Genomic DNA, 21,086 nt, shown 5'->3' with positions numbered 1-21,086 from the left:
ATTTAGACAACATAGATAAGTTTAATTTTTTATTTTTTGATCCAGTGCATCATACCGCGAAGTTCTTTACCTACTACTTCTAGTTGGTGCTCGGATTCGTTACGACGAGTCGCTGTCAAGAATGCACGACCGGATTGGTTCTCAAGCATAAAGTCACGTGCAAATTTACCTTGTTGGATATCAGACAATACTTCTTTCATTGCTTTTTTCGTATCTTCAGTAACGATACGAGGACCTGTTACATAGTCACCATATTCTGCTGTGTTACTGATAGAATCACGCATTGTAGACAATCCACCTTCATACATCAAGTCAACGATCAATTTCAATTCGTGTAGACACTCGAAGTATGCCATTTCAGGAGCATAACCAGCTTCTGTCAATGTTTCAAATCCAGCTTTAACTAGCGCACTTACACCACCACATAGTACTGCTTGCTCACCGAACAAATCAGTTTCTGTTTCTTCACGGAATGATGTTTCGATAACACCTGCACGTGTACAACCGATACCTTTAGCATAAGCTAGACCGATTTCTTTTGCAGAACCTGTAGCATCTTGATGAATCGCGATTAGGCCTGGTACACCGAATCCTTCTTCATATGTACGACGTACCATGTGTCCTGGAGATTTAGGAGCAATAAGCAACACATCGTTACCTTCTGGAGCTACGATTTGTCCAAAGTGAACATTGAATCCATGAGCGAATAGTAATGCAGCATCAGGTTTCAAGTTAGCTTCGATATCGCTTTTGTATACACTTGCTTGTGTTTCATCAGGCATCAAAATTTGTACAAGGTCTGCACGTTTAGTTGCTTCTGCTACAGATAGTACTTCAAAACCATCATTTTTTGCTTTGTCAAAAGATTTACCTTCACGAAGTCCGATTACTACAGACAATCCGCTATCACGCAAGTTTTGTGCATGAGCATGACCTTGACTTCCGTAACCGATAATTGCGATTGTTTTACCTTTCAATACGTTCAATTCTGCATCATTTTCATAGTAAGTTGTTATAGCCATTTCTTATTCCTCCTCTAATGTATGAAGCTTGTTCTCGGTATACACCGGTAGTCATAATACGCAACCCTCTGACAAGAGCGGGTATTTCAAAAGATAACATAATATAGAAGAAACTCATTTCATCTGTAAACTACACCTGAATATACATAGGAAGTTATACAGTTATCTTTTCAAATTACCCGCTCTTGCCTGATCAATAATCTTTTATACGTTACCGCGTATCATCGCTGTCGCGCCTGTGCGGGAAAGTTCACGTATACCATAAGGCTTCAACAATTCAAGCATAGCATCAATTTTGTGAGTATCTCCTACCACTTGAACCATAAGGCTGTTAGGGCCGATATCTACAACTGCTGCGCGGAACGTTTCTACAACTCCCATAATTTCTGGACGTTCAGCCGGCTCTGATTTTACTTTGATCAATGCTAATTCACGTGTAACCATTGGCTTGGAGCTTAGATCGATAACTTTGATAACATCAATGATTTTGTATAGCTGTTTTTCGATCTGTTCTAACGTTTTTTCGCCGCCTGTAGTCACAATAACCATGCGTGACAATCCTACTTCTTCCGATTGACCTACTGTGATACTTTCGATATTGAATCCCCGACGGCCAAAGAGTCCTGAGACTCTTTGAAGAACGCCGGGCTGATCATTCACTAAAACAGCGATTGTATGCTTTGTAATATTCATTCTTCATCCCCCATTAACATTTGATCAATGGTAGATCCCTGAGTAACCATTGGATACACGTTCTCATGTTTGTTAACAACAAACTCGACAACGACCGGGCCTGGTGTATCCATTGCTTCTTTCCAAGCGGCTTGTGCTTCTTCTTTATTGGTAGCACGTAGACCTTTAACACCATACGCTTCTGCTAATTTTACAAAATCAGGGCTGCCTGCAAGATCAATATGACTGTACCGATTATCATAGATCAATTCTTGCCACTGACGAACCATACCCAATACCTGATTATTCAAAATAACAATTTTGACTGGAATATTATTGATCGCGCAGATCGCTAATTCTTGCGAACACATCTGCATCCCGCCATCACCATTGATCGAAATAACCAGACGTTCTGGATTTGCCATCTGTGCTCCAATAGCTGAAGGGAAACCAAAGCCCATTGTTCCGAGTCCACCTGAAGTCACCCATGAACGAGGTTGGTTAAAGCGATAATATTGTGCAGACCACATTTGATGTTGACCTACATCTGTTGTTACGATCGCTTCTCCGTTGGTTGTATCATTAAGCATTTCTACCACCCATTGTGGCTTCAATACTTCATCTGAATCATCATAGCGGAAAGGTTTTTCTTGTTTCCAACCTGCTACTTTAGCCCGCCATTCATCTGCTTTTGCCGCATAAGGTACATTGACATTTAACATTTCCAATACCGTTTTTACATCGCCTACGATAGGAATATCAACTGCTACATTTTTACCGATTTCAGCAGGATCAATATCGATATGAACAATTTTGGCATGTGGTGCGAATCCATCTAGCTTACCTGTTACCCGATCATCGAATCGTGCTCCGATATTGATAAGTAGATCTGATTGTTGAATCGCATTATTAGCTGTATATGTTCCATGCATCCCCGGCATACCGATCCATAGATCGTTACCACTTGGGAAACCACCAAGCCCTAGCAAAGTTGTTGTAATCGGGATACCTGTAGAAGTAACGAACTTGAATAGTTCTTCATGACCTCCAGAATATACAACTCCACCACCTGCCAGAATCAATGGACGCTCTGCTTCAGCGATTGCCTGGTGCAATTTATCTAATTGTAATCTGTTAGGTGTGACTGTTGGATTGTAACCACGCATCGCTACAGGTTCTGTATGTGGTTTGAATAATGCTTTTGCTGCTGATACATCTTTAGGAATATCGATCAATACCGGACCTTTACGACCTGTATTGGCAATATGGAATGCTTCATGAATCACTCTTGGCAAGTCCTCTACATCACGTACTAGATAACTGTGCTTGGTGATTGGCATTGTGATACCGGTAATGTCTGCTTCTTGGAAAGCATCTGTTCCGATCAATGTTGTTGCTACGTTACCAGTGATCACAACCAGAGGTGTTGAATCCATATAAGCTGTTGCAATTCCTGTTACCAGATTGGTTGCTCCTGGTCCGGAAGTAGCGATACATACGCCAACTTTACCACTAGCACGAGCATAACCGTCTGCTGCATGAATAGCACCTTGTTCATGACGTGTTAGCAAATGTTTGAAATCTTCAAATCCATGCATTGCATCATAAATATATAATACTGCTCCACCCGGATAGCCAAAGACACAATCTACACCTTCCAGTAGTAAGCTACGAAGTAACATTTCCGAACCTGTAATCACTTCCGGTTTCATCCATTTCTCACGCAATTCATCTGTTGATTGTACATTAGGTATATTCGTACTCATAAGTCATCCTCCTCCCAAAAATTCACATCAATCTTACATTGGCAAATGAACAATATCCCTTGATCCAGCTTAGGATGTACAGTACAGATTTTCTGTTATAACTGGAAGAAAGACATCAAAAAAGCCTTTCGCCGCCTCAAACAGAAAAATCTGTTATTGAGGGACGAAAGGCTAAGCTTCCGTGGTACCACCCATATTTGCGCACAGCTTCACAGCATAAGTACGCCTCATAAAGTAAAGTAGATTAAGACTTTACTTGTTGTCTGTAACGTAGACCTTACGATTTTCCCTAATAATCATATTTGGAGTCAGATATAAATCTATAAGATCCACATCTACTTAAACATGCCTTTCAGGAAAACAGCTCCGAGGTGAGCTCGTATATAAGGGATTCTGATGAAGCTTACACCAAATGCTTCACTCTCTGGACAAAAGAGCCCTTAAAACTTCGTCCTCTTCATTGCCGATACATAGTATTCAATGATTACTGCCGCTTACGCTTGTCAGCGACTCAAATGATTTAGGAATATTATATGATTCATTTTCGATAGAGTCAATACTTCTTTTTTGTCATTCTTTACAATCCCATTTTAATACATCATTTGTTACATACTTAAAAAAAGTAATCAAAACAAGCTTTATCAGTAATCTATATGATAATTTATACCAAGTAATTTAGTATGTATTTTGTTCTTTATGCACAACATCTATAAATAGTATAAAAGAAATCTTTGTCTAACAAGCACTAAAAGTTGGAAAAAATGCTGACTCACTTGCTTTATGTATCTAAATAAGTAATTGGTTAATTTTACTTTTTTATTCATACAGCATCTCTATAAAATTTAAAATAGTGATCTCTTTTTAGGTCAAAATTGATTTTATTTAATAGCTTGCAGATATAAAAAAAGTCGAAGTTCAGAAAAATCCAAACTTCGACTTTATTCAATCATGTACCTGTATTACTTTTTATACCGACTTAACGTTTACTTGGATCATAAGGTTGTCCCAGTGCAGAAGGTGCGCTTGAACGTCCTACTGCTGCAACCAATACAATAATCGTTAATACGTATGGCAACATATAAATCACTTCTTGCGGAATACTTTGTGTCCAAGCAAATAGCTGTACATAGTTACGCACTGCTTGAGCGAGACCGAAGAATACAGCCGCTCCGAATGCTCCCCATGGATTCCATTTACCAAAAATCATAGCTGCAATCGCAATATAACCTTGCCCTGAAATCGTATTATGCGAAAATGTTCCTGTAGTTGTCAGTGTAATTGTTGCTCCACCGATACCAGCAAGTGCTCCACTGAGCATAACTCCGATATAACGTAACCGATTGACTTTGATCCCTACTGTATCTGCTGCACTTGGATGTTCCCCAACAGAACGTAGACGAAGACCAAACGGTGTTTTGTACAATACATAATACGTAACAATAACAGCTATTACTGCTAAATACGTTGTAGGATACGCATGGAAAAAGACATCGCCGATCAATGGAATAGTAGATAGATAAGGAATATTTACTTTATCAAACCCAGAGATCAATCCGGTTTCACCTGCACCATCAAATAACAATTTAACCATGTACAATGTACTACCAGCAGCCAAAAAGTTAATTACAATACCGCTGATAACCTGATCCGCTTTGAACGTAATCGAAGCTACAGCATGAATCAATGAAACCAATACTCCAAATACGATCGCTGCCAATACACCAATACAAGCTGCGCCAAAGCCGCTTAATCCTGCATCTTGAGCATAAAATCCTGCTACGCCTGCTGCAAACGCACCAAAAATCATCAAACCTTCTAGCCCTAGATTAGTAACCCCAGATTTCTCTGAGAAAATACCGCCTAAAGATGTAAAGATAAGTGCTGTAGCAAAGACTAGCGTCGTATTAATCAGCTGTCCAATAATAGTCAACACGTCCATTACAACACCTTCTCTTTCTTACGTTTAGCATAAAAAGGTTTTAAGACCCAACGTACAATGCCTTGCGCTGCAATAAAGAATATAATCGCTCCGATAACAATCCGTACAATTTCCGGTGGAACATCAGCACTAAAGCTCATCCCTGCTGAACCATACGTTAATGTACCAAATAGAATCGAACCTAAAATAATACCGAATGGATTATTGAGACCAATCAAAGCTACGGCAATTCCATCAAATCCAGTTCCTGGTGAACTTGCCATAACCGATTGATATTGGAATACACCAAGTACTTCAAAAGATCCTGCTAGACCTGCAAACATACCACTGATAAACATCGCTTTGACAATGTTGCGATTCACGTTCATCCCTGCATATTTGGAAGCATCCTGGTTAAAGCCTACAGCACGAAGCTCGTACCCTTGTTTTGTTTTCCACATAAATACATAGAAGAACACAGCCGCAGCCAGAGCAATAGCTGTACCCCAGTGCACACGAGCATTACCCATCATTTCAGATAACCACATGATAGCAATAGATGCACTTGGTTGAATATCTTCAGAACGGTTTTGACCTTGTAACAACATAAAGTGATTAATTACAAAGTTAGCTAGATACAGACCGATCCAGTTCAACATAATACAGGAGATAACTTCATTAACACCACGAACTGCTTTGAGGAAACCAGCGATAGCCGCCCACAATCCTCCAAAGACAGCACCAGCAATAATCGCAAGCGGTGCATGGATATAAGCTGGTAGACCATGAAGGTTCACAGCAACCACTGTAGCAGCTGTCATTCCAATTAGAAATTGTCCTTCGCCACCGATATTAAATAGTCCAGCACGTGCTGCAAAAGCAAACGCCATACCTGTCATAATCAAAGGTGTCATTTCACGAATAGCTTCACCGAAATCATACGGATCACCATATACACGTGTGAGCAATGCAGAATAAGCATCTATCGGATTGTATCCGCCGATCAGCATAACAATCGCACCTAGAATCAGACCCATAATAATTGCAACAATTGGCAACACAAACGAATCTTTGGTAATCGCTTTGAGAATATTATTCATGTGCTGCACCTCTCTTCGCGGTGCTTCCTGCCATCATCAAGCCTAATTCCTGATCATTGGTTTTGTCTGGTAGCACTTCGCCTACAATTTGTCCTTCATAAATAACAGCGATGCGATCAGATACGTTAATAATTTCATCCAGTTCAAATGAAATCAACAATACCGCTTTACCTTGATCACGCTGTGCAATCAATTGTTGTTGTACAAATTCTATCGCACCAACATCCAGACCACGTGTAGGCTGAGCAGCAATCATTAATGTAGGATTTTTATCAATCTCACGCGCAATAATCGCTTTCTGCTGATTACCACCGGACAGTGAACGGGCATGTGTAGCAATACTTGGTGTACGTACATCAAAGCGTTCGACAAGGCGTGTAGCATGCTTATCAATCGCATCAAAGTTCAAAAACCCACCTTTATTGAATGGAGCTTTATAATACGTTTCTAGAACCATATTTTCACTCACTGAAAAATCGAGTACCAGACCGTGCTTGTGACGGTCTTCTGGAATATGAGAGACACCGGATTCTGTAATCTTACGTGGAGACAAATTAGTGATGTCTTTACCAAGTAATTTGACAGTACCTCCATCTACATGACGTAGACCGGTTAATGCTTCAATCAATTCACTTTGACCATTACCATCAACACCGGCAATACCCAAAATTTCGCCTGCTCGAACTTCTAAATTCAATCCTTGCAAAATAGCTGCGCCTTCTTTGTTGTTAGAAATGATATTTTCCATTTGCAATACAACATCGCCTGGTTCAGCTGGCTTTTTGTCTACTTTGAAAGTAACATTACGGCCGACCATTTTTTCAGCCAGTTCTTGTGGTGTCGTTTCTGACTTTTTGACGGTATCGACTACTTTACCACGACGAATAATAGTTACATTGTCGGCAATTTGCATAATTTCTTTCAACTTATGTGTAATCAAAATAATCGATTTTCCTTCAGCCACAAGACGCTTCATAATTTCCATCAATTCCGAAATTTCTTGCGGAGTCAATACTGCTGTTGGTTCATCAAAAATCAAAATTTCCGCTCCACGATATAATGTTTTCAGTATTTCTACCCGTTGCTGCATACCTACTGAAATATCATGAATTTTGGCATTTGGATTGACTTGCAGACCATATTGCTCTGAAAGCTGACGAATCTCTTCAGTCGCTTTTTTATAATTGATTCGGGTTCCCTTTTTCGGTTCTGAACCCAGAATGATATTCTCAGTAACTGTAAATGGCTGAACGAGTTTGAAGTGCTGATGCACCATACCAATCCCGAGCTCGATCGCTCTGTTAGGACTGTCAATGATCACAGGTTCTCCATTAACTTCGATACTACCTTCTTCAGGCTGATAAAGACCAAATACAATATTCATCAATGTTGATTTACCTGCACCATTTTCACCTAAAAGAGCATGAATTTCTCCCTTGTGCAGCTTAAAGCTAATAGAATCATTGGCAATAATACCAGGAAAGACTTTTGTAATTTGTTTCAACTCTACCACAGGGGTTGCTGCACCCATGAGATCACCCTTATAAGCGTATTGATTGGTACAGACAGCAAGAACTGTCTATAACCGAAAGCTAAAAATTATGAGATTTTCCGAAACGACAACTGATATTTACATCGAACCATCAGGTTATAAACGTGACAACAAGGCTAGTGTCTATGAACCAGCCTTGTTGTTGTTTTTATTTGAAAAGCATATTAATGATCAAGTAATTACTCGCTAGGAACTTTCAATTCGCCGCTAACAATTTTAGCTTTGTAATCATCAACGAGTTTGATTACATCAGCAGGAACATTTTTGGAAGAAGTATCTGCTAAGCCTACGCCATCCTCTTTAAGTCCCAATACTTCTGTACCACCAGCAAATGTACCATCTACGACTTCTTTAGAAACTTTTTCTACAGCAACGTCTACACGTTTAACCATAGAAGTCAAAGTCACTTTATCACCAAATTCTAGTGATTGGTCTTTATCTACACCGATAACCCATGCCGTTTGACCAGAGTTAGAACGGGAAGCTGCTTCGTTAAATACGCCTGTACCTGTACCACCAGCAGCATGGAAAATGATATCCGCGCCATCGTTGTACATTGTAGCTGCTGCTGCTTTACCTAGATCAGGTTTATCGAATGCACCTGTATAGTTAACAAGCAATTCAGCATCAGGGTTTACTGCTTTGATACCTGCTTTAAAACCAACTTCGAATTTTTTGATCAATGGGCTATCTACGCCACCGACAAATCCGATTTTGTTGGATTTTGTCATTTTACCTGCTACTACACCTACTAAGAAGGAACCTTCATTTTCAGAGAAAGTTACAGATTTAACGTTAGGAGCATCGACTACACTATCAATGATAGCTAATTTTGCATTTGGATTTTGTTTAGCAACAGTAGCAATACCATCTGCTAAGCTAAAACCAATACCCCAAGTTAAGCTGTAATCACCTTTTACAAATTGATTCAAGTTAGGAATATAATCCTGATCGGATTTACTTTGCAGATATTTAACTTCTGCTCCGCTTTCCTTTTGTACTTTTTCAAGAGCTTCCCAAGCAGATTGGTTAAATGATTTATCATTTACGCCACCTACGTCAGTTACCATACCAATTTTAACATCGCTTTTTGCTGCTCCGCCTGTAGCATCGCCACTCCCTGCGTTGTCAGTACCGTTGCTTTTGTTCCCACAAGCTGCTAATACCAATGAAAATGCTAGCAACATAATGAGTGAAAGTTTGTACGCCTTCTTCATGAATCTTTTTCCCCCTTAGAAGTATAAGCTATGATCTGCTGCCTCTCTGTCTGGATACGAACAATTTTTACCCTTATCGAGCTCAATATTCGTTATAGGTGCAGATTTAACAGTCGATGAACAAATTATACAATCAAGTGGTAAGAAAATCTACTATTTAAATTACTATTGGTCAATTAATTTACGATTTTATTTTCTGTAAGCGCTTTATTATGTAAGAAAATACTATTTTATGTTAAACCCATGTAATATTACCGTTCATACTCTTTACACATTTTACGTTTTAATGCGTTAAATCGCGATTTTCATGTTATGTTTTATTACTATGTATTTTTTGCTACTAATTTGCGTATAAAAAGAGCCCCCGGATCATCCGACGGCTCTTTATGCAACTCATAAGAATAAATCTTATGCGTTAATTTTTTCTTTAGCTACATTAGCCAATGAGTTAAACGCGTTAACATCATTTACAGCCAATTCAGCTAGCATTTTACGGTTGATATCAACGCCAGCCAATTTAAGACCGTGCATCAATTTGTTGTAAGACAATCCGTTAATGCGTGCTGCTGCGTTAATACGAACGATCCACAATCTGCGGAAGTTACGTTTTGTTTGACGACGGTCACGGTAAGCATACACCAAAGATTTGTTAACTTGCTCTTTTGCAGTTTTAAAAATACGGTGTTTCGAACCGAAGTAACCTTTTGCTAATTTAAGAATTTTCTTATGTCTGCGACGTGTGACGAATCCGCCCTTCACTCTTGCCATATCAGTAAACCTCCCAGTAAATTAAAATTATTTAAGATTAGATAATTGTTGTTTCAAACGTTTTACATCACCGCTAGACATCAACGGGTTTGTTCCCAAAACGCGTTTTTGACGTTTGGATTTGTGAGAAAGCAAGTGGTTTTTGAACGCTTTATAGCGTTTTACTTTACCTGTTCCTGTAATTTTGAAGCGTCCTTTTAAACTACTATGAGTTTTCATTTTCGGCATTTTAATATCCCCCTTTTAATTTTTCGGCGCCAAGATCATGATCATGCTGCGGCCTTCCAATTTTGGTTGGCGCTCTATTGTACAAAGTTCTTCAACTTCAACTTTTACACGATCCAATATTTTTTGACCAATACTTGCATGTGTAATTTCGCGACCGCGGAAGCGGACCGAGCATTTCACTTTGTCGCCATCTTTTAAAAATTTAACAACATTGCGGAGTTTAGTTTGATAATCATGCTCCTCAATGTTAGCACGGAACCATACTTCTTTAAGATCAACGATCTTTTGGTTTTTGCGTGCTTCTTTCTCTTTCTTCTGTTGCTCGTAGCGGAATTTACCATAGTCCATAATGCGACATACAGGTGGTTTCGCTTGTGGAGCTACATTTACAAGATCCATGTTCAAATCGATTGCCATCTGCAATGCTTCACGAGTAGGCGTAATTCCGATCTGTTCACCTTCAGCACCAACCAGGCGTACTTCTTTAACCCGGATTTCGTCATTGATCATATGTTCTTTACTAATAACTTTCCACCTCCATATTATGATCGTACAACTATATTAAATATAGAAATCAAAAAGGGATGCAGGTCTAGTCACCTGCATCCCTTGATCAGCTCATATCCATAACAAGACAAATTCTTGTTATTACATTCAGATCAATGAACCAGCCGACTATTATCGGGCAGGTGAGAAGCAAAGCTTCTACTTTGTATATCTCAATCACGTACTAAAATAGTATACCATATGCTTTTAATATATACAAGCTTTTTATAAACCTAAAATAATCATTGATTTATAAGACTTTTGAAATCTTATTTAATCGCTGTATTCTATGTTGCTAGTCATCTGTTGCTTTGTTAACTATAGCTGTAATTTATATTTACTTATAAAAAGAACCTGTACAACAGATAGACTGTTATACAGGTTCTTGAGTGAGATATCTTTGTGTAGCTTCAAGCGAGATTAACCTTGTTTGCTTTGTACTTCTTCCAAACGTACAACACGCGTATGTTGCGTATGGCTCCATTGTTTGTTGTTTTGTGTGAAGAAAGCATAAAACGTAATTGGCCACCAAGATAGACCGTAGATAGGGAACAATAGCAAGTATAGATATACTTTCCAAGACTTCACTTTTTCTAATGCCATTGCAAGAATAAAAGTAACAACATTGGCACCAATTGCTGTAATAGCTACCCACATTGGTAGGTAATTATAGATAGTAGCGATATGTGGTCCACCTAGAATAGATGTATCGATCCACATAGCAGCAGTCATTAAGAATGTAATTAAAACGATATATACGTTGACACTATACAATGCCAAGTCGAATTTGATAATGCTCATTTCTTTTACACTTTTCCATAATAGCGGGAAGAAATAACGACGAGCTACTGTAAAGTGACCTTGCATCCAACGCAAACGTTGGCGAGAAGAAGCTTTGAATGTTAACGGCTTTTCATCAAATACTTTTGCATCATAGCTAAAGCGCGGATAGATTCCTTTTTCTGCACAACGCATTGTAAATTCTAAATCTTCTACAAGGCTTGTTGCGCCCCATCCGATTTCTTTCAATAGTTCATTTTCAAAACACATACCTGTACCACCCAGGAAGTTCGCCATATTCAAATTATGACGGGACAATTGCCATAGACGGTTGATGTACCAGTAAGATACGCCATAAGCAGCAGTGATCCAAGAATCTTCTGGATTCTTTGTATCAATATAACCTTGAATAACGCGTGCACCTTCACACATATCGTTGTTCATTTCTGTCAAGAATCTGTGATCTGCCAAGTTATCAGCATCGAACATTACGATACCATCGTACTGACGAGGCATACTCCACAATTCTCTTAGCATCCATTCGATCGCGTATCCTTTACCGCGTTCTGCTGGATTGGTACGTACACAAGCATTCATTCCATGGCTACGTACGATATCTGCTGTACCATCTGTACAGTTATCACAGATAACAAACACATCATATAGTTCAGCCGGATAATCCATATTTTTTAGATTTTCCATTAATGCTCCAATAACGGTCTCTTCATTGTGCGCTGCAACTAGAACAGCAAATGATTTCTGTGGAGCATGATCCGCTCTTTTTTTCCTTTTAACAATTCCGAATAGCGAGAATGAAAACTGATATACACCGATAACTGCCAGTAGAACCTGGAGCACGATAAATATAGCATCAATAATGTTTCCCATAATAACTGTGAACCTCCTTAAATTTTAAAACCACAATATAACAAATTCATTCTTTTTCTCTAGATCACTAATTTCAAGACGTCACATTTTAAATTTAATTTTTAGCATGAGTCGCTTTAAAACTTTTCACCCCAGATGATTATACTATGACGAACATTAAAGTTATGTTACAAAACGATTACAAGCGACATTAAGATTTTGCACATTTTTTATGGATTTGTCAAAATTCTAAAAGAGGGTATACGGTTAAAAACCATGGAATTACGACGAGTTATATGCAATAAATGTTACAGAACAAGGTTTAACGCCATTTTATGCCTATTTATGTTCTATTTGCTTATTTTTATTGCTAATGGTGTTGGATTTGTATGAGGATAAATAATGAAGCTATGATGACTGATTGAGTTGTGGGTGTATTTCTTTGAATTTTTAAACGTATTTATTTGAGTTGAACCATGTTATTGATAACGATTTACATATTGGTTAAGGCGCATGTGAATGACTTTTGCCATTCTCGGGTAAGGGTAATAAGAAATACTTTTGGATTATTTTGCAAATCAGGTTTAAACTATTGGGTAACTTACAAAAGTTGTATCTATTTTAACACTCTGTTAACGTTATAAAGCTTGAAAAGCGTACTGAATAAAAATATGATGAATATAAGCCGAAAATTGGCAATTAATACGGGGGTCTCTCATGCGTCAGTTTCTTATTCGCCTACAAACGATGGAGCAACACATTTTTAGATGGTTTAACTCAAGGCTCCATAATAAGTTCCTAAATTTATTTTTTTACTACTTAACGAATTTAGGCGGAGCTACGTTCACGATTATAGCGACTTTGGCAGTATGGCAATTAGCGCCATTTCCTTGGAGCCGCGCAGGTTTCCAAGCAGCTGTAGCATTAGCGATTAGCCATGTGCCTGTAGCTATTGTTAAAAAGCTATACCCGCGTATTCGTCCATACTTAGCTATTCCCGAAACGATTACGTTCCGCAATCCTTTAACAGACCATTCGTTTCCATCAGGACATACCACAGCGATCTTTTCCGTTACTGTTCCATTTATGCTGACAGATCCACTCATGATTCTGTTGCTGTTACCATTCGCACTGATTGTTGCTGTGTCTCGTATGTATTTAGGATTACATTATCCTTCAGATGTACTGGTTGGAGCTGCAATTGGAACATCGGTAGCGATGGGTACATTTGCATTATGGCCGTAAAGAGGCTATTCTAGCAATATTACCGGATTGTTACAGTAGTATTACAGAGAAAGCTGAAATGTTTGCTTCCTCTACTCCATTTTATTAGAGAATACCTTGCAGAAAAGGTGAACTGGACGTGTCAAAATATAGAGTGCTGCTTTTGTCGGAAGGTTTTGGTTCTGGTCACACACAAGCTGCTTACGCACTAGCAAGTAGTTTACGCAAAATCTCACCGAATATTCAGACTAAGGTACTGGAACTCGGTAGTTTCCTTAATCCTAAAGTGGCTCCACTCATCCTAACCGCATACAAAAAAACGGTCATCTCGCAGCCACGACTTGTGCGTATGATGTATCGCAGCCAATACAAAAAATCGATCAATCGGCTAGCCACGCTAGCTTTACATCGTCTCTTCTATACACATACACATAATGTGATTCGGCAATTAAAACCAGATGTGATTGTATGTACACATCCGATTCCGGGAGCTGTGATTTCAAGGCTCAAACGATTAGGACTGCGTACACCGTTATGTATGGTTATTACAGATTATGATGCTCATGGTACATGGGTGAGTCCAGAGGTGAACCGTTATCTGGTATCTACACCTGATGTACGTTCCAAATTAATTCAGCGTGGTGTACCGATTCAGAAAATTGAAGTTTCTGGTATTCCTGTCCATCCAAAGTTTTGGGAACATACAGGCAAAGTCGAATTTCAACAGAAGTTTGGACTTGAAAATATGCCGACAGTACTAGTGATGAGCGGCGGTTGGGGATTGATGAGCGATGATGTGGTAAATGCGTATCTTACCAGCTTCAGCGATAAGATCCAATTTATTTTTTGTTTTGGTAACAATGAGAAAGCTTATCGCAAAGCTAAGCAGAATGTGAACTTTAATCATCCTAATATTCATTTGATTCGATACACTAATGAAATTGATCAATTGATGGAAGTATCCGATCTTCTTGTAACCAAACCGGGAGGAATGACATGTACTGAAGGATTAGCTAAAGCGATCCCGATGTTATTTTATAACCCTTTACCTGGACAAGAAGAAAAAAATTCTCAGTATTTTACGCAACAAGGTTGGGGAGAACCGATCACTTCGATTGATGTGGTTACCGAATGGATGGACTTGTTGATGAATGATTATGACGCTGTTGTAGAGCAACGTAAACAAAATATAGCTCAGATTGATCGTTATAATCCAACACAAAGTGCTCATAGTATTGCTGAAATGGTAGAAAAAAGTAAGGTCTTATCCTAAATTAACGGATAAGACCTTACTTTTTTTATGTTATAAATTAATATTTATCTAGACGCATCGCTTGATATTCACGCAAAACGTCTTCACCGATCAATACTTCGCAACGATGAATATTCATCCCTTTGCCCATAAATTTAGCTTCGTATTCTGTCATGACATGTTCTTCGTTGATACCATCACGATGAAGATTCAAGCTAATATTGGTCATTTGTAGACCGTAATCGGCAAATGAATTTAGTGAAAATTCAAATAATGTTTCAGAATCGGTTTTGAAATGAATTTCACCACGAGTATTTAACAATTTACAATACATGTCCAAAAAGCGTGGATGTGTTAAACGACGACGACCATGCTTCTTTTTCGGCCATGGATCGCTGAAGTTAAGATAGATTCGCTCAATCTCACCAGGAGCAAATACGTCTTCAATTTTTTCGATATTTGCGCGAGCTAGCTGGATTGTCGTCGGTTCTCCGCGTTCTGCTTCTTCCCATGCCATTCTTGTTTTCTCACTGGCACGACGTACCAATTCATCATACATATCGAAGCCGATATAATTGACATTTGGATGTTTGACACTCATTTGGCTGACAAATCTTCCTTTGCCCATTCCAAATTCAACATGAATCGGCAGATCATTTCCAAAACGCTCTTGCCATTTTCCTTTATATTGTTCAGGATTCAGCACGACCAAATCTTCCTGCTGCTCCAATCCTTCACGTATTCCTTTTCTACCTCGTAAACGCATGTCGTTCCTCCGATTTCAATGGTCTATATAGTGATCCTACTACTAAGGCATTATTGTGACGAAGAAATGAGCAAATGTAAAGCATTTATCTGCATCATTATCTGGACACAGGAAAAAAGGATCTCCCTTCTCTGCAAGCAGATCAGAAAATCCTTTTCTCTATATTTGGAATTGGGGTCCAACAAATTTAGCAATCATAGTCTACCATTTTTCGTTATAAAATTAAATGGGTATCGTGATAAACTATGAAAAAATTAAGCTTTTAAGACGTTTCTACCTTTGATTACCCCTTTTTTGTAGAAATGAAGCGAACCTTAATTTTAAATCATTTATTTTGCAAATAATATTTTGAACTTCGTCACCTGTTGCTATCTTTTAAATCTAGATTTTTGTTACAATATAACCTGATTAGCGAGATATTACACATGTTAACGAACTGTTAAATACTTAATGAAGAACGATTGAAGGAGCTTCACTATGCTTATAACTCAAGATACATCCACTCCCCTATTATGGAGTGATAAAAGGTTTCATACGTGGAATACAGAGATGCGTGAACAATTTGGAAATAAAGTATTCAAAGTAACACTAGATGCTGGCTTTACCTGTCCGAATCGTGATGGTTCGATTGCTAAAGGCGGTTGTACATTCTGTAGCGCTCGTGGTTCAGGCGATTTTGCTGGCAGTCGTCGTGACGATCTAGTGACTCAATTTAATCATATTCGTGATCGTCAGCACCAGAAATGGCCTCATGCACAGTATATTGGTTATTTTCAAGCGTATACGAATACGTATGCTCCTGTAGAACAATTACGCGAATATTTTGAAATTATTTTGAAGCAACCGGGAGTTGTCGGATTATCGATAGCAACTCGTCCTGATTGTCTGCCTGATGATGTTATTGATTATTTGGCTGAATTAAATGAACGGACTTATCTGTGGGTCGAAATGGGTCTGCAAACGATTCATGAGTCTACTTCTACACTTATCAACCGTGCTCATGATAGTCAATGCTATGAGGAAGCTGTAGCCAAATTGCGTGCTCGCGGTATTCGAGTGTGTGCACATATTATCTATGGATTACCTCAAGAAACACATGAAATGATGTTAGATACAGGTCGTGCTGTAGCTCAGATGGATGTGCAAGGAATCAAAATTCATCTTCTTCATCTGATGCGCAAAACACCGATGGTCAAACAATATGAAGCTGGATTGTTACGCTTCTTGGAAAAAGATGAGTATATCAAATTGATTGTAGATACTCTTGAAATTTTGCCGCCTGATATGATTGTTCATCGTCTTACAGGAGATGCACCTCGTGATCTATTAATCGGTCCAATGTGGAGTCTACGCAAATGGGAAGTACTTAACGGAATCGATGATGAATTGAAGCAACGTGATACATGGCAAAGTAAATATTGGAGAGCATTATAATATGGGATTTTTGTCTGTTTTGAGTTATGCACACAAATTGGTTGCAGAGCGTCTGGATGCTCACAACGGCTATGCTATAGACGCAACTGCTGGTACAGGTGTAGACACACTGATGCTTGCTAAGACCGTAGGCAGAAGTGGTCAGGTATTCAGCTTCGATATTCAGCAAGAGGCTCTTGATCGCACACAGGAGCGTTTAGACAAGGAACAGCATACTGTACTTGCTCCTGTGCAACTGATTCTGGATAGTCATGCTACAATGAACCAGTATATTCCTGATCATTTACATGGTAAAATCCAAGTGATCATGTTCAATCTAGGTTATCTTCCTTCAGGAGATTTGAGTATTATTACTGAACCGGATTCAACATTGACTGCTTTGGCATCTGCTTTTGATCTATTAGCTATTCGAGGTATACTAACGATTGTTCTGTATCCGGGGCATCCCGGTGGTGCTGAGGAAGCAGAAGCTGTGCAAGCGTGGGCTTCTACTCTGCCTGTCGCGATAGCACAATCGATTATGTACCGCCAATTGCAACGACAAGATGCACCTTATCTGATTGCGATTGAGAAAAAAGGATCGCCAACATCATGAATAAGTATGCCCTACTGTATGTGATGTAACATTATATTGAAGGAGTGAGTATGGATGGCTGTACGCAAACTAGAACATGTAGGTATTATGGTGAAATCGATAGAAGTGTCGATTGCTTTTTATGAAGATGTTATAGGTTTGAAGCATCTTGAAAATGCTGGACATATCGATGAGCATATCAAACTCGCTTTTCTTGCTTTTCCAGACCAATCGCAAACTGAACTTGAATTGGTTGAAGGATACACAGGTGAACTCGCTAATGAAGGCAGAGTGCACCATGTCGCTTTTGCAGTAGATGATATTGAACAAGAATATGCACGCATTCAAGCACTGAATTTGCACGAATTGGATACCGAAATTACGACTTTACCTAATGGCAGTCGCTATTTTTTCTTTAGTGGCCCGGATGGAGAGCGTCTGGAATTTTTCCAATCTGCACGTTAAGATAGATACAGATTGCTTGGAGAGACAAAATGCATAGGATACATAGAACGGTTGTATACCTATTACACTTGGAGGAGAGATAATAATGACTAATCCATACCCGCTTCAATTTCAACCGGAATTTAAAGAACGTGTGTGGGGCGGACGTGCCCTTGAACAATTTGGCTGGGATATTCCTGAAGGTGTGATTGGTGAAGGCTGGATGATCGCGGATCACCCGAATGGAACTACTTCTGTAATCGGTGGCGAGTTGGATGGTGTCAGCTTAACCGAACTTACGCAAAAATTCGGTCGTGATTGGTTCGGTACCAAAGGCGTATCTGAAGTGAATGGACGTTTTCCATTGTTAATCAAATTGCTGGATTGTAATGACGATCTTTCAGTTCAGGTTCATCCTACAGATGATTATGCAGGGCTTCCTAAAGGTGAACTTGGCAAAACCGAAATGTGGTATGTACTTGCTGCTAAGCCAGGCGCTAAGATCATTTATGGTCTTAAAGAAGGCGTGACTCGTGAATCTTTAGCAGAAGCGATTAAGAATAATAAAATTACAGATACACTGCAAGAAGTTTCGGTAGAAGCAGGCGATACCTTCTATATTCCTGCCGGTACTGTACATGCCTTATGTGCAGGCGTATTAGTTGCTGAAATTCAACAAAATTCAGATACTACCTATCGTCTGTATGATTACGATCGCCCAGGTTTAGACGGTAAGCCTCGTGAACTTCATATTGAAGATTCTCTTAATGTAATCGCTTATGAAGGCGCTGGTGCAACGACAATGAAAACAGACGGTCTTGCTGCCGGACAATGGTTACAACTCGCGGCTTCCCCTTATTTTATTGTTGAAAAAGGTATTGTCGACGGTGCATGGGAATTATCGACTACAGCAGAAAGTTTTACTATTCTAGTGATTGCTGATGGCAAAGGTACGATTGCATGGGGCAATGAACATGTCGCTGTAAAAGGTGGACAATGCTTCTTATTGCCTGCTAATTTAGGACAATACACATTAGATGGTCATTGTACGGTTATTCGTTCTTATTTGCCATAAATAATGTAGCGATACTGACTTCAAATGATATCTATTTCAGCGGTGTATAACTCTACTTTAATTTTGATTCAATCATTGGAATACATGGTTAACATTGCTTAGATTGTATTTTGTAAATAATACCAAAATAGACCTGTACAAACCTACATCGATTGTGTAGATTTGTACAGGTTATTTGCAAGGAGGGATAGGATGCTCGAACATACATTTACTATGACTGATCCTGAAGATGTTGCTGTACATGTATATGAATGGCGTCCAGAAGATCAAGCTGATCAGCTACCTGTGCGTGGTATTGTTCAGATTACTCATGGCATGTCTGAGACCGCCAAAAGATACAAACGGTTGGCAGAATCACTTACTGCTCAAGGATTTATTGTCTATGCTCATGATCAACGTGGACATGGCTTAACCGCTTCAGGGCCAGAATATTTAGGCGATCCTGGTGATAACGGATTTTATTGGATGACTCAAAATGTGATCCAATTATCCAAATGGATTCAAGATCATCACCCGACGTTACCTCTTTTTATTATGGGACATAGTATGGGTTCTTTTATTATTCAAAAAGTGATGTATGAGCAACCTGATCTGTATGATGGTTTTATGTTATCAGGCACAAATGGGAAACGTAATCTGCTTCGAGTCGGTAAGCAAATTGCTCATCTTCAGCAACGGTTTCGTGGTCAGGTGCATCGTAGTCTGCTATTAAATATCATTGTATTTGCTTCTTACAATAAAGGGCTCCCCCGTCCACGTAAAACATTTGACTGGTTATCGCGTGATCCTGATGAAGTGTCATTATTTATGAATGATCCTTTTTGCGGAAAGCTACCTTCTGTACGCTTTTATGTTCATTTTTTTGAATTATTATTAGAGATTCATCAACCTGGGCATATGAAGCGTATTCCAACGGATAAACCTGTGTATTTATTTAGTGGTGAACGTGATCCTGTAGGGCAGTATGGTAAAGGGGTCAAGCAATTGTATCAACAATATCTTCAGTTAGGTCTACAAGACGTTAAGCTAGATCTGTATCCAGATAGCAGACACGAGACGCTCAATGATATTAATCGTGATGAAGTAACGGCTAATGTAATTCACTGGTTAGATGAACATATATCCAGTGCAACGATTGCATCCAAATAAAGCAACCTCTCCTATTCTAGTAGGTAGAGGTTGCTTTATTTTTGTACACCTATAATGATTTATTATGAAGAGACATTCCGTGATGTACGTAACAGATTGAGACCTAATAAAATAAAAATACTACCTGTAATCTTATTCATATATGTAGCGATACGACTAGATTGTAGACGATGTGCCATTTTGCTTGAAAAGACTACTAACAACATACACCATAAGATGCCCGTTGTACTAAATGTAAGTCCTAGCAAAATAAATGGAATCGCTCCATACGTCTGTTCCGGGCTTACAAATTGCGGGATAAATGCTAAGTAAAACAAAGCTACTTTGGGATTCAGTACATTGGTCATCATCCCTTGTAGATATACTTTACGATTACTTTGAGAATCTACAGCTTGCATCGCTTGAGCCGATTCGTGACGCGCCATTATCGAACGTATCCCTAACCAGATCAGATAAGCAGCTCCAATCCATTTGACTATATTAAAAGCTAGTGCAGACTGCATAAGGATCAAAGAAAGTCCCAGACCTGCTAACAATGTATGTACTAATGAACCAGAGATAATACCGTATACTGACATGATGCCTGCCTTTTTCCCTTGAAAAATACTACGACTCAAAATATAAATCGTATCACTGCCAGGGGTGATATTCAGCAAAATACTAGACAGTATAAAAATCCAATAATGTTCGATTCCCCACATCTATCTTCACTCCTATCTTTTTTTCTATTTG

Annotated in this window: 20 protein-coding genes; 7 read left to right on the top strand and 13 right to left on the bottom strand. The window is 39.0% G+C overall.

Going from position 1 to position 21,086, the window contains the following annotated elements; all coding sequences use genetic code 11:
• Nucleotides 1-29: 29 nt before the first annotated feature.
• The 11 genes from ilvC to QE450_RS03290 all read right to left on the bottom strand — a co-directional run bounded on the left by ilvC (nucleotide 30) and on the right by QE450_RS03290 (nucleotide 12,448).
• Nucleotides 30-1,022: a ketol-acid reductoisomerase gene (ilvC, locus tag QE450_RS03340; protein ID WP_204825095.1), complete on the bottom strand. Its 993-nt coding sequence runs from the start codon at nucleotides 1,020-1,022 to the stop codon at nucleotides 30-32.
• A 204-nt stretch (nucleotides 1,023-1,226) separates the two neighbouring features.
• Nucleotides 1,227-1,715: an acetolactate synthase small subunit gene (ilvN, locus tag QE450_RS03335; protein WP_273615417.1), complete on the bottom strand. Its 489-nt coding sequence runs from the start codon at nucleotides 1,713-1,715 to the stop codon at nucleotides 1,227-1,229.
• Nucleotides 1,712-3,460 (bottom strand): biosynthetic-type acetolactate synthase large subunit, encoded by a 1,749-nt coding sequence (gene ilvB / locus QE450_RS03330; protein ID WP_307296934.1) that lies wholly within the window; start codon nucleotides 3,458-3,460, stop codon nucleotides 1,712-1,714. The genes ilvN and ilvB overlap by 4 nt, the downstream gene beginning before the upstream one ends.
• 976 nt (nucleotides 3,461-4,436) lie before the next feature.
• Complete coding sequence (locus tag QE450_RS03325) at nucleotides 4,437-5,399, bottom strand: ABC transporter permease (RefSeq protein ID WP_273615415.1); 963 nt, start codon at nucleotides 5,397-5,399, stop codon at nucleotides 4,437-4,439.
• On the bottom strand, nucleotides 5,399-6,478 hold the full coding sequence (locus QE450_RS03320; protein WP_204825098.1) for an ABC transporter permease: 1,080 nt from the start codon (nucleotides 6,476-6,478) through the stop codon (nucleotides 5,399-5,401). Before QE450_RS03320 ends, QE450_RS03325 begins: the two co-directional genes overlap by 1 nt.
• Nucleotides 6,471-8,009: an ABC transporter ATP-binding protein gene (locus QE450_RS03315; protein WP_274170557.1), complete on the bottom strand. Its 1,539-nt coding sequence runs from the start codon at nucleotides 8,007-8,009 to the stop codon at nucleotides 6,471-6,473. Before QE450_RS03315 ends, QE450_RS03320 begins: the two co-directional genes overlap by 8 nt.
• Before the next feature lie 200 nt (nucleotides 8,010-8,209).
• Nucleotides 8,210-9,247 carry a BMP family lipoprotein gene (locus QE450_RS03310; RefSeq protein ID WP_273615413.1) on the bottom strand — a complete coding sequence of 346 codons (1,038 nt, stop codon included), beginning with the start codon at nucleotides 9,245-9,247 and terminating at the stop codon, nucleotides 8,210-8,212.
• 408 nt (nucleotides 9,248-9,655) lie between these two features.
• The gene (gene rplT / locus QE450_RS03305) at nucleotides 9,656-10,015 is read right to left on the bottom strand and encodes a 50S ribosomal protein L20 (protein ID WP_204825101.1); all 360 of its coding nucleotides are present in this window, start codon (nucleotides 10,013-10,015) and stop codon (nucleotides 9,656-9,658) included.
• Between the two features lie 27 nt (nucleotides 10,016-10,042).
• Nucleotides 10,043-10,243 (bottom strand): 50S ribosomal protein L35, encoded by a 201-nt coding sequence (gene rpmI, locus QE450_RS03300; RefSeq protein ID WP_273615412.1) that lies wholly within the window; start codon nucleotides 10,241-10,243, stop codon nucleotides 10,043-10,045.
• A gap of 15 nt (nucleotides 10,244-10,258) precedes the next feature.
• A complete protein-coding gene (gene infC / locus QE450_RS03295) occupies nucleotides 10,259-10,753 on the bottom strand; it encodes a translation initiation factor IF-3 (RefSeq protein ID WP_204825674.1) in 495 nt (164 codons plus the stop codon).
• Between the two features lie 456 nt (nucleotides 10,754-11,209).
• Nucleotides 11,210-12,448: a glycosyltransferase family 2 protein gene (locus QE450_RS03290; protein WP_273616261.1), complete on the bottom strand. Its 1,239-nt coding sequence runs from the start codon at nucleotides 12,446-12,448 to the stop codon at nucleotides 11,210-11,212.
• Between the two features lie 705 nt (nucleotides 12,449-13,153).
• On the opposite strand from QE450_RS03290, the gene QE450_RS03285 reads away from it, so the two are divergent.
• Nucleotides 13,154-13,681: a phosphatase PAP2 family protein gene (locus QE450_RS03285; RefSeq protein ID WP_307296925.1), complete on the top strand. Its 528-nt coding sequence runs from the start codon at nucleotides 13,154-13,156 to the stop codon at nucleotides 13,679-13,681.
• 118 nt (nucleotides 13,682-13,799) lie between these two features.
• Nucleotides 13,800-14,933: an MGDG synthase family glycosyltransferase gene (locus QE450_RS03280; RefSeq protein ID WP_307296923.1), complete on the top strand. Its 1,134-nt coding sequence runs from the start codon at nucleotides 13,800-13,802 to the stop codon at nucleotides 14,931-14,933.
• Between the two features lie 37 nt (nucleotides 14,934-14,970).
• On the opposite strand, the gene trmB is transcribed toward QE450_RS03280, so the two are convergent.
• Nucleotides 14,971-15,678: a tRNA (guanosine(46)-N7)-methyltransferase TrmB gene (gene trmB / locus QE450_RS03275; protein WP_307296921.1), complete on the bottom strand. Its 708-nt coding sequence runs from the start codon at nucleotides 15,676-15,678 to the stop codon at nucleotides 14,971-14,973.
• A 477-nt stretch (nucleotides 15,679-16,155) separates the two neighbouring features.
• On the opposite strand from trmB, the gene mnmL reads away from it, so the two are divergent.
• The 5 genes from mnmL to QE450_RS03250 all read left to right on the top strand — a co-directional run bounded on the left by mnmL (nucleotide 16,156) and on the right by QE450_RS03250 (nucleotide 20,354).
• Nucleotides 16,156-17,112: a tRNA modification radical SAM protein MnmL/YtqA gene (gene mnmL, locus QE450_RS03270; protein ID WP_307296919.1), complete on the top strand. Its 957-nt coding sequence runs from the start codon at nucleotides 16,156-16,158 to the stop codon at nucleotides 17,110-17,112.
• Nucleotide 17,113: 1 nt separating this feature from the next.
• Nucleotides 17,114-17,707, top strand: a complete 594-nt coding sequence (mnmM, locus tag QE450_RS03265; protein WP_274170560.1) for a tRNA 5-(aminomethyl)-2-thiouridylate-methyltransferase MnmM — start codon at nucleotides 17,114-17,116, stop codon at nucleotides 17,705-17,707.
• A 54-nt stretch (nucleotides 17,708-17,761) separates the two neighbouring features.
• Nucleotides 17,762-18,151 (top strand): VOC family protein, encoded by a 390-nt coding sequence (locus tag QE450_RS03260; protein ID WP_307296914.1) that lies wholly within the window; start codon nucleotides 17,762-17,764, stop codon nucleotides 18,149-18,151.
• A gap of 85 nt (nucleotides 18,152-18,236) precedes the next feature.
• Nucleotides 18,237-19,205, top strand: a complete 969-nt coding sequence (locus QE450_RS03255; RefSeq protein WP_307296912.1) for a type I phosphomannose isomerase catalytic subunit — start codon at nucleotides 18,237-18,239, stop codon at nucleotides 19,203-19,205.
• Between the two features lie 192 nt (nucleotides 19,206-19,397).
• Entirely contained in the window at nucleotides 19,398-20,354 is a 957-nt protein-coding gene (locus tag QE450_RS03250; RefSeq protein WP_307296909.1) for an alpha/beta fold hydrolase, read from the top strand.
• Nucleotides 20,355-20,416: 62 nt separating this feature from the next.
• Here QE450_RS03250 and QE450_RS03245 read toward each other — a convergent pair whose 3' ends face one another.
• Nucleotides 20,417-21,055, bottom strand: coding sequence for a LysE family translocator (locus tag QE450_RS03245; protein WP_274170563.1), 639 nt, complete (start codon nucleotides 21,053-21,055; stop codon nucleotides 20,417-20,419).
• Between the last annotated feature and the right edge of the window lie 31 nt (nucleotides 21,056-21,086).

Source organism: Paenibacillus sp. SORGH_AS_0306 (genome assembly GCF_030819345.1).
GTDB classification, from domain to species: domain Bacteria; phylum Bacillota; class Bacilli; order Paenibacillales; family Paenibacillaceae; genus Saccharibacillus; species Saccharibacillus kyungheensis.
The sequence above is the reverse complement of the archived record's forward strand: the minus strand, read 5'-3'. Positions and strand labels throughout refer to the sequence as shown.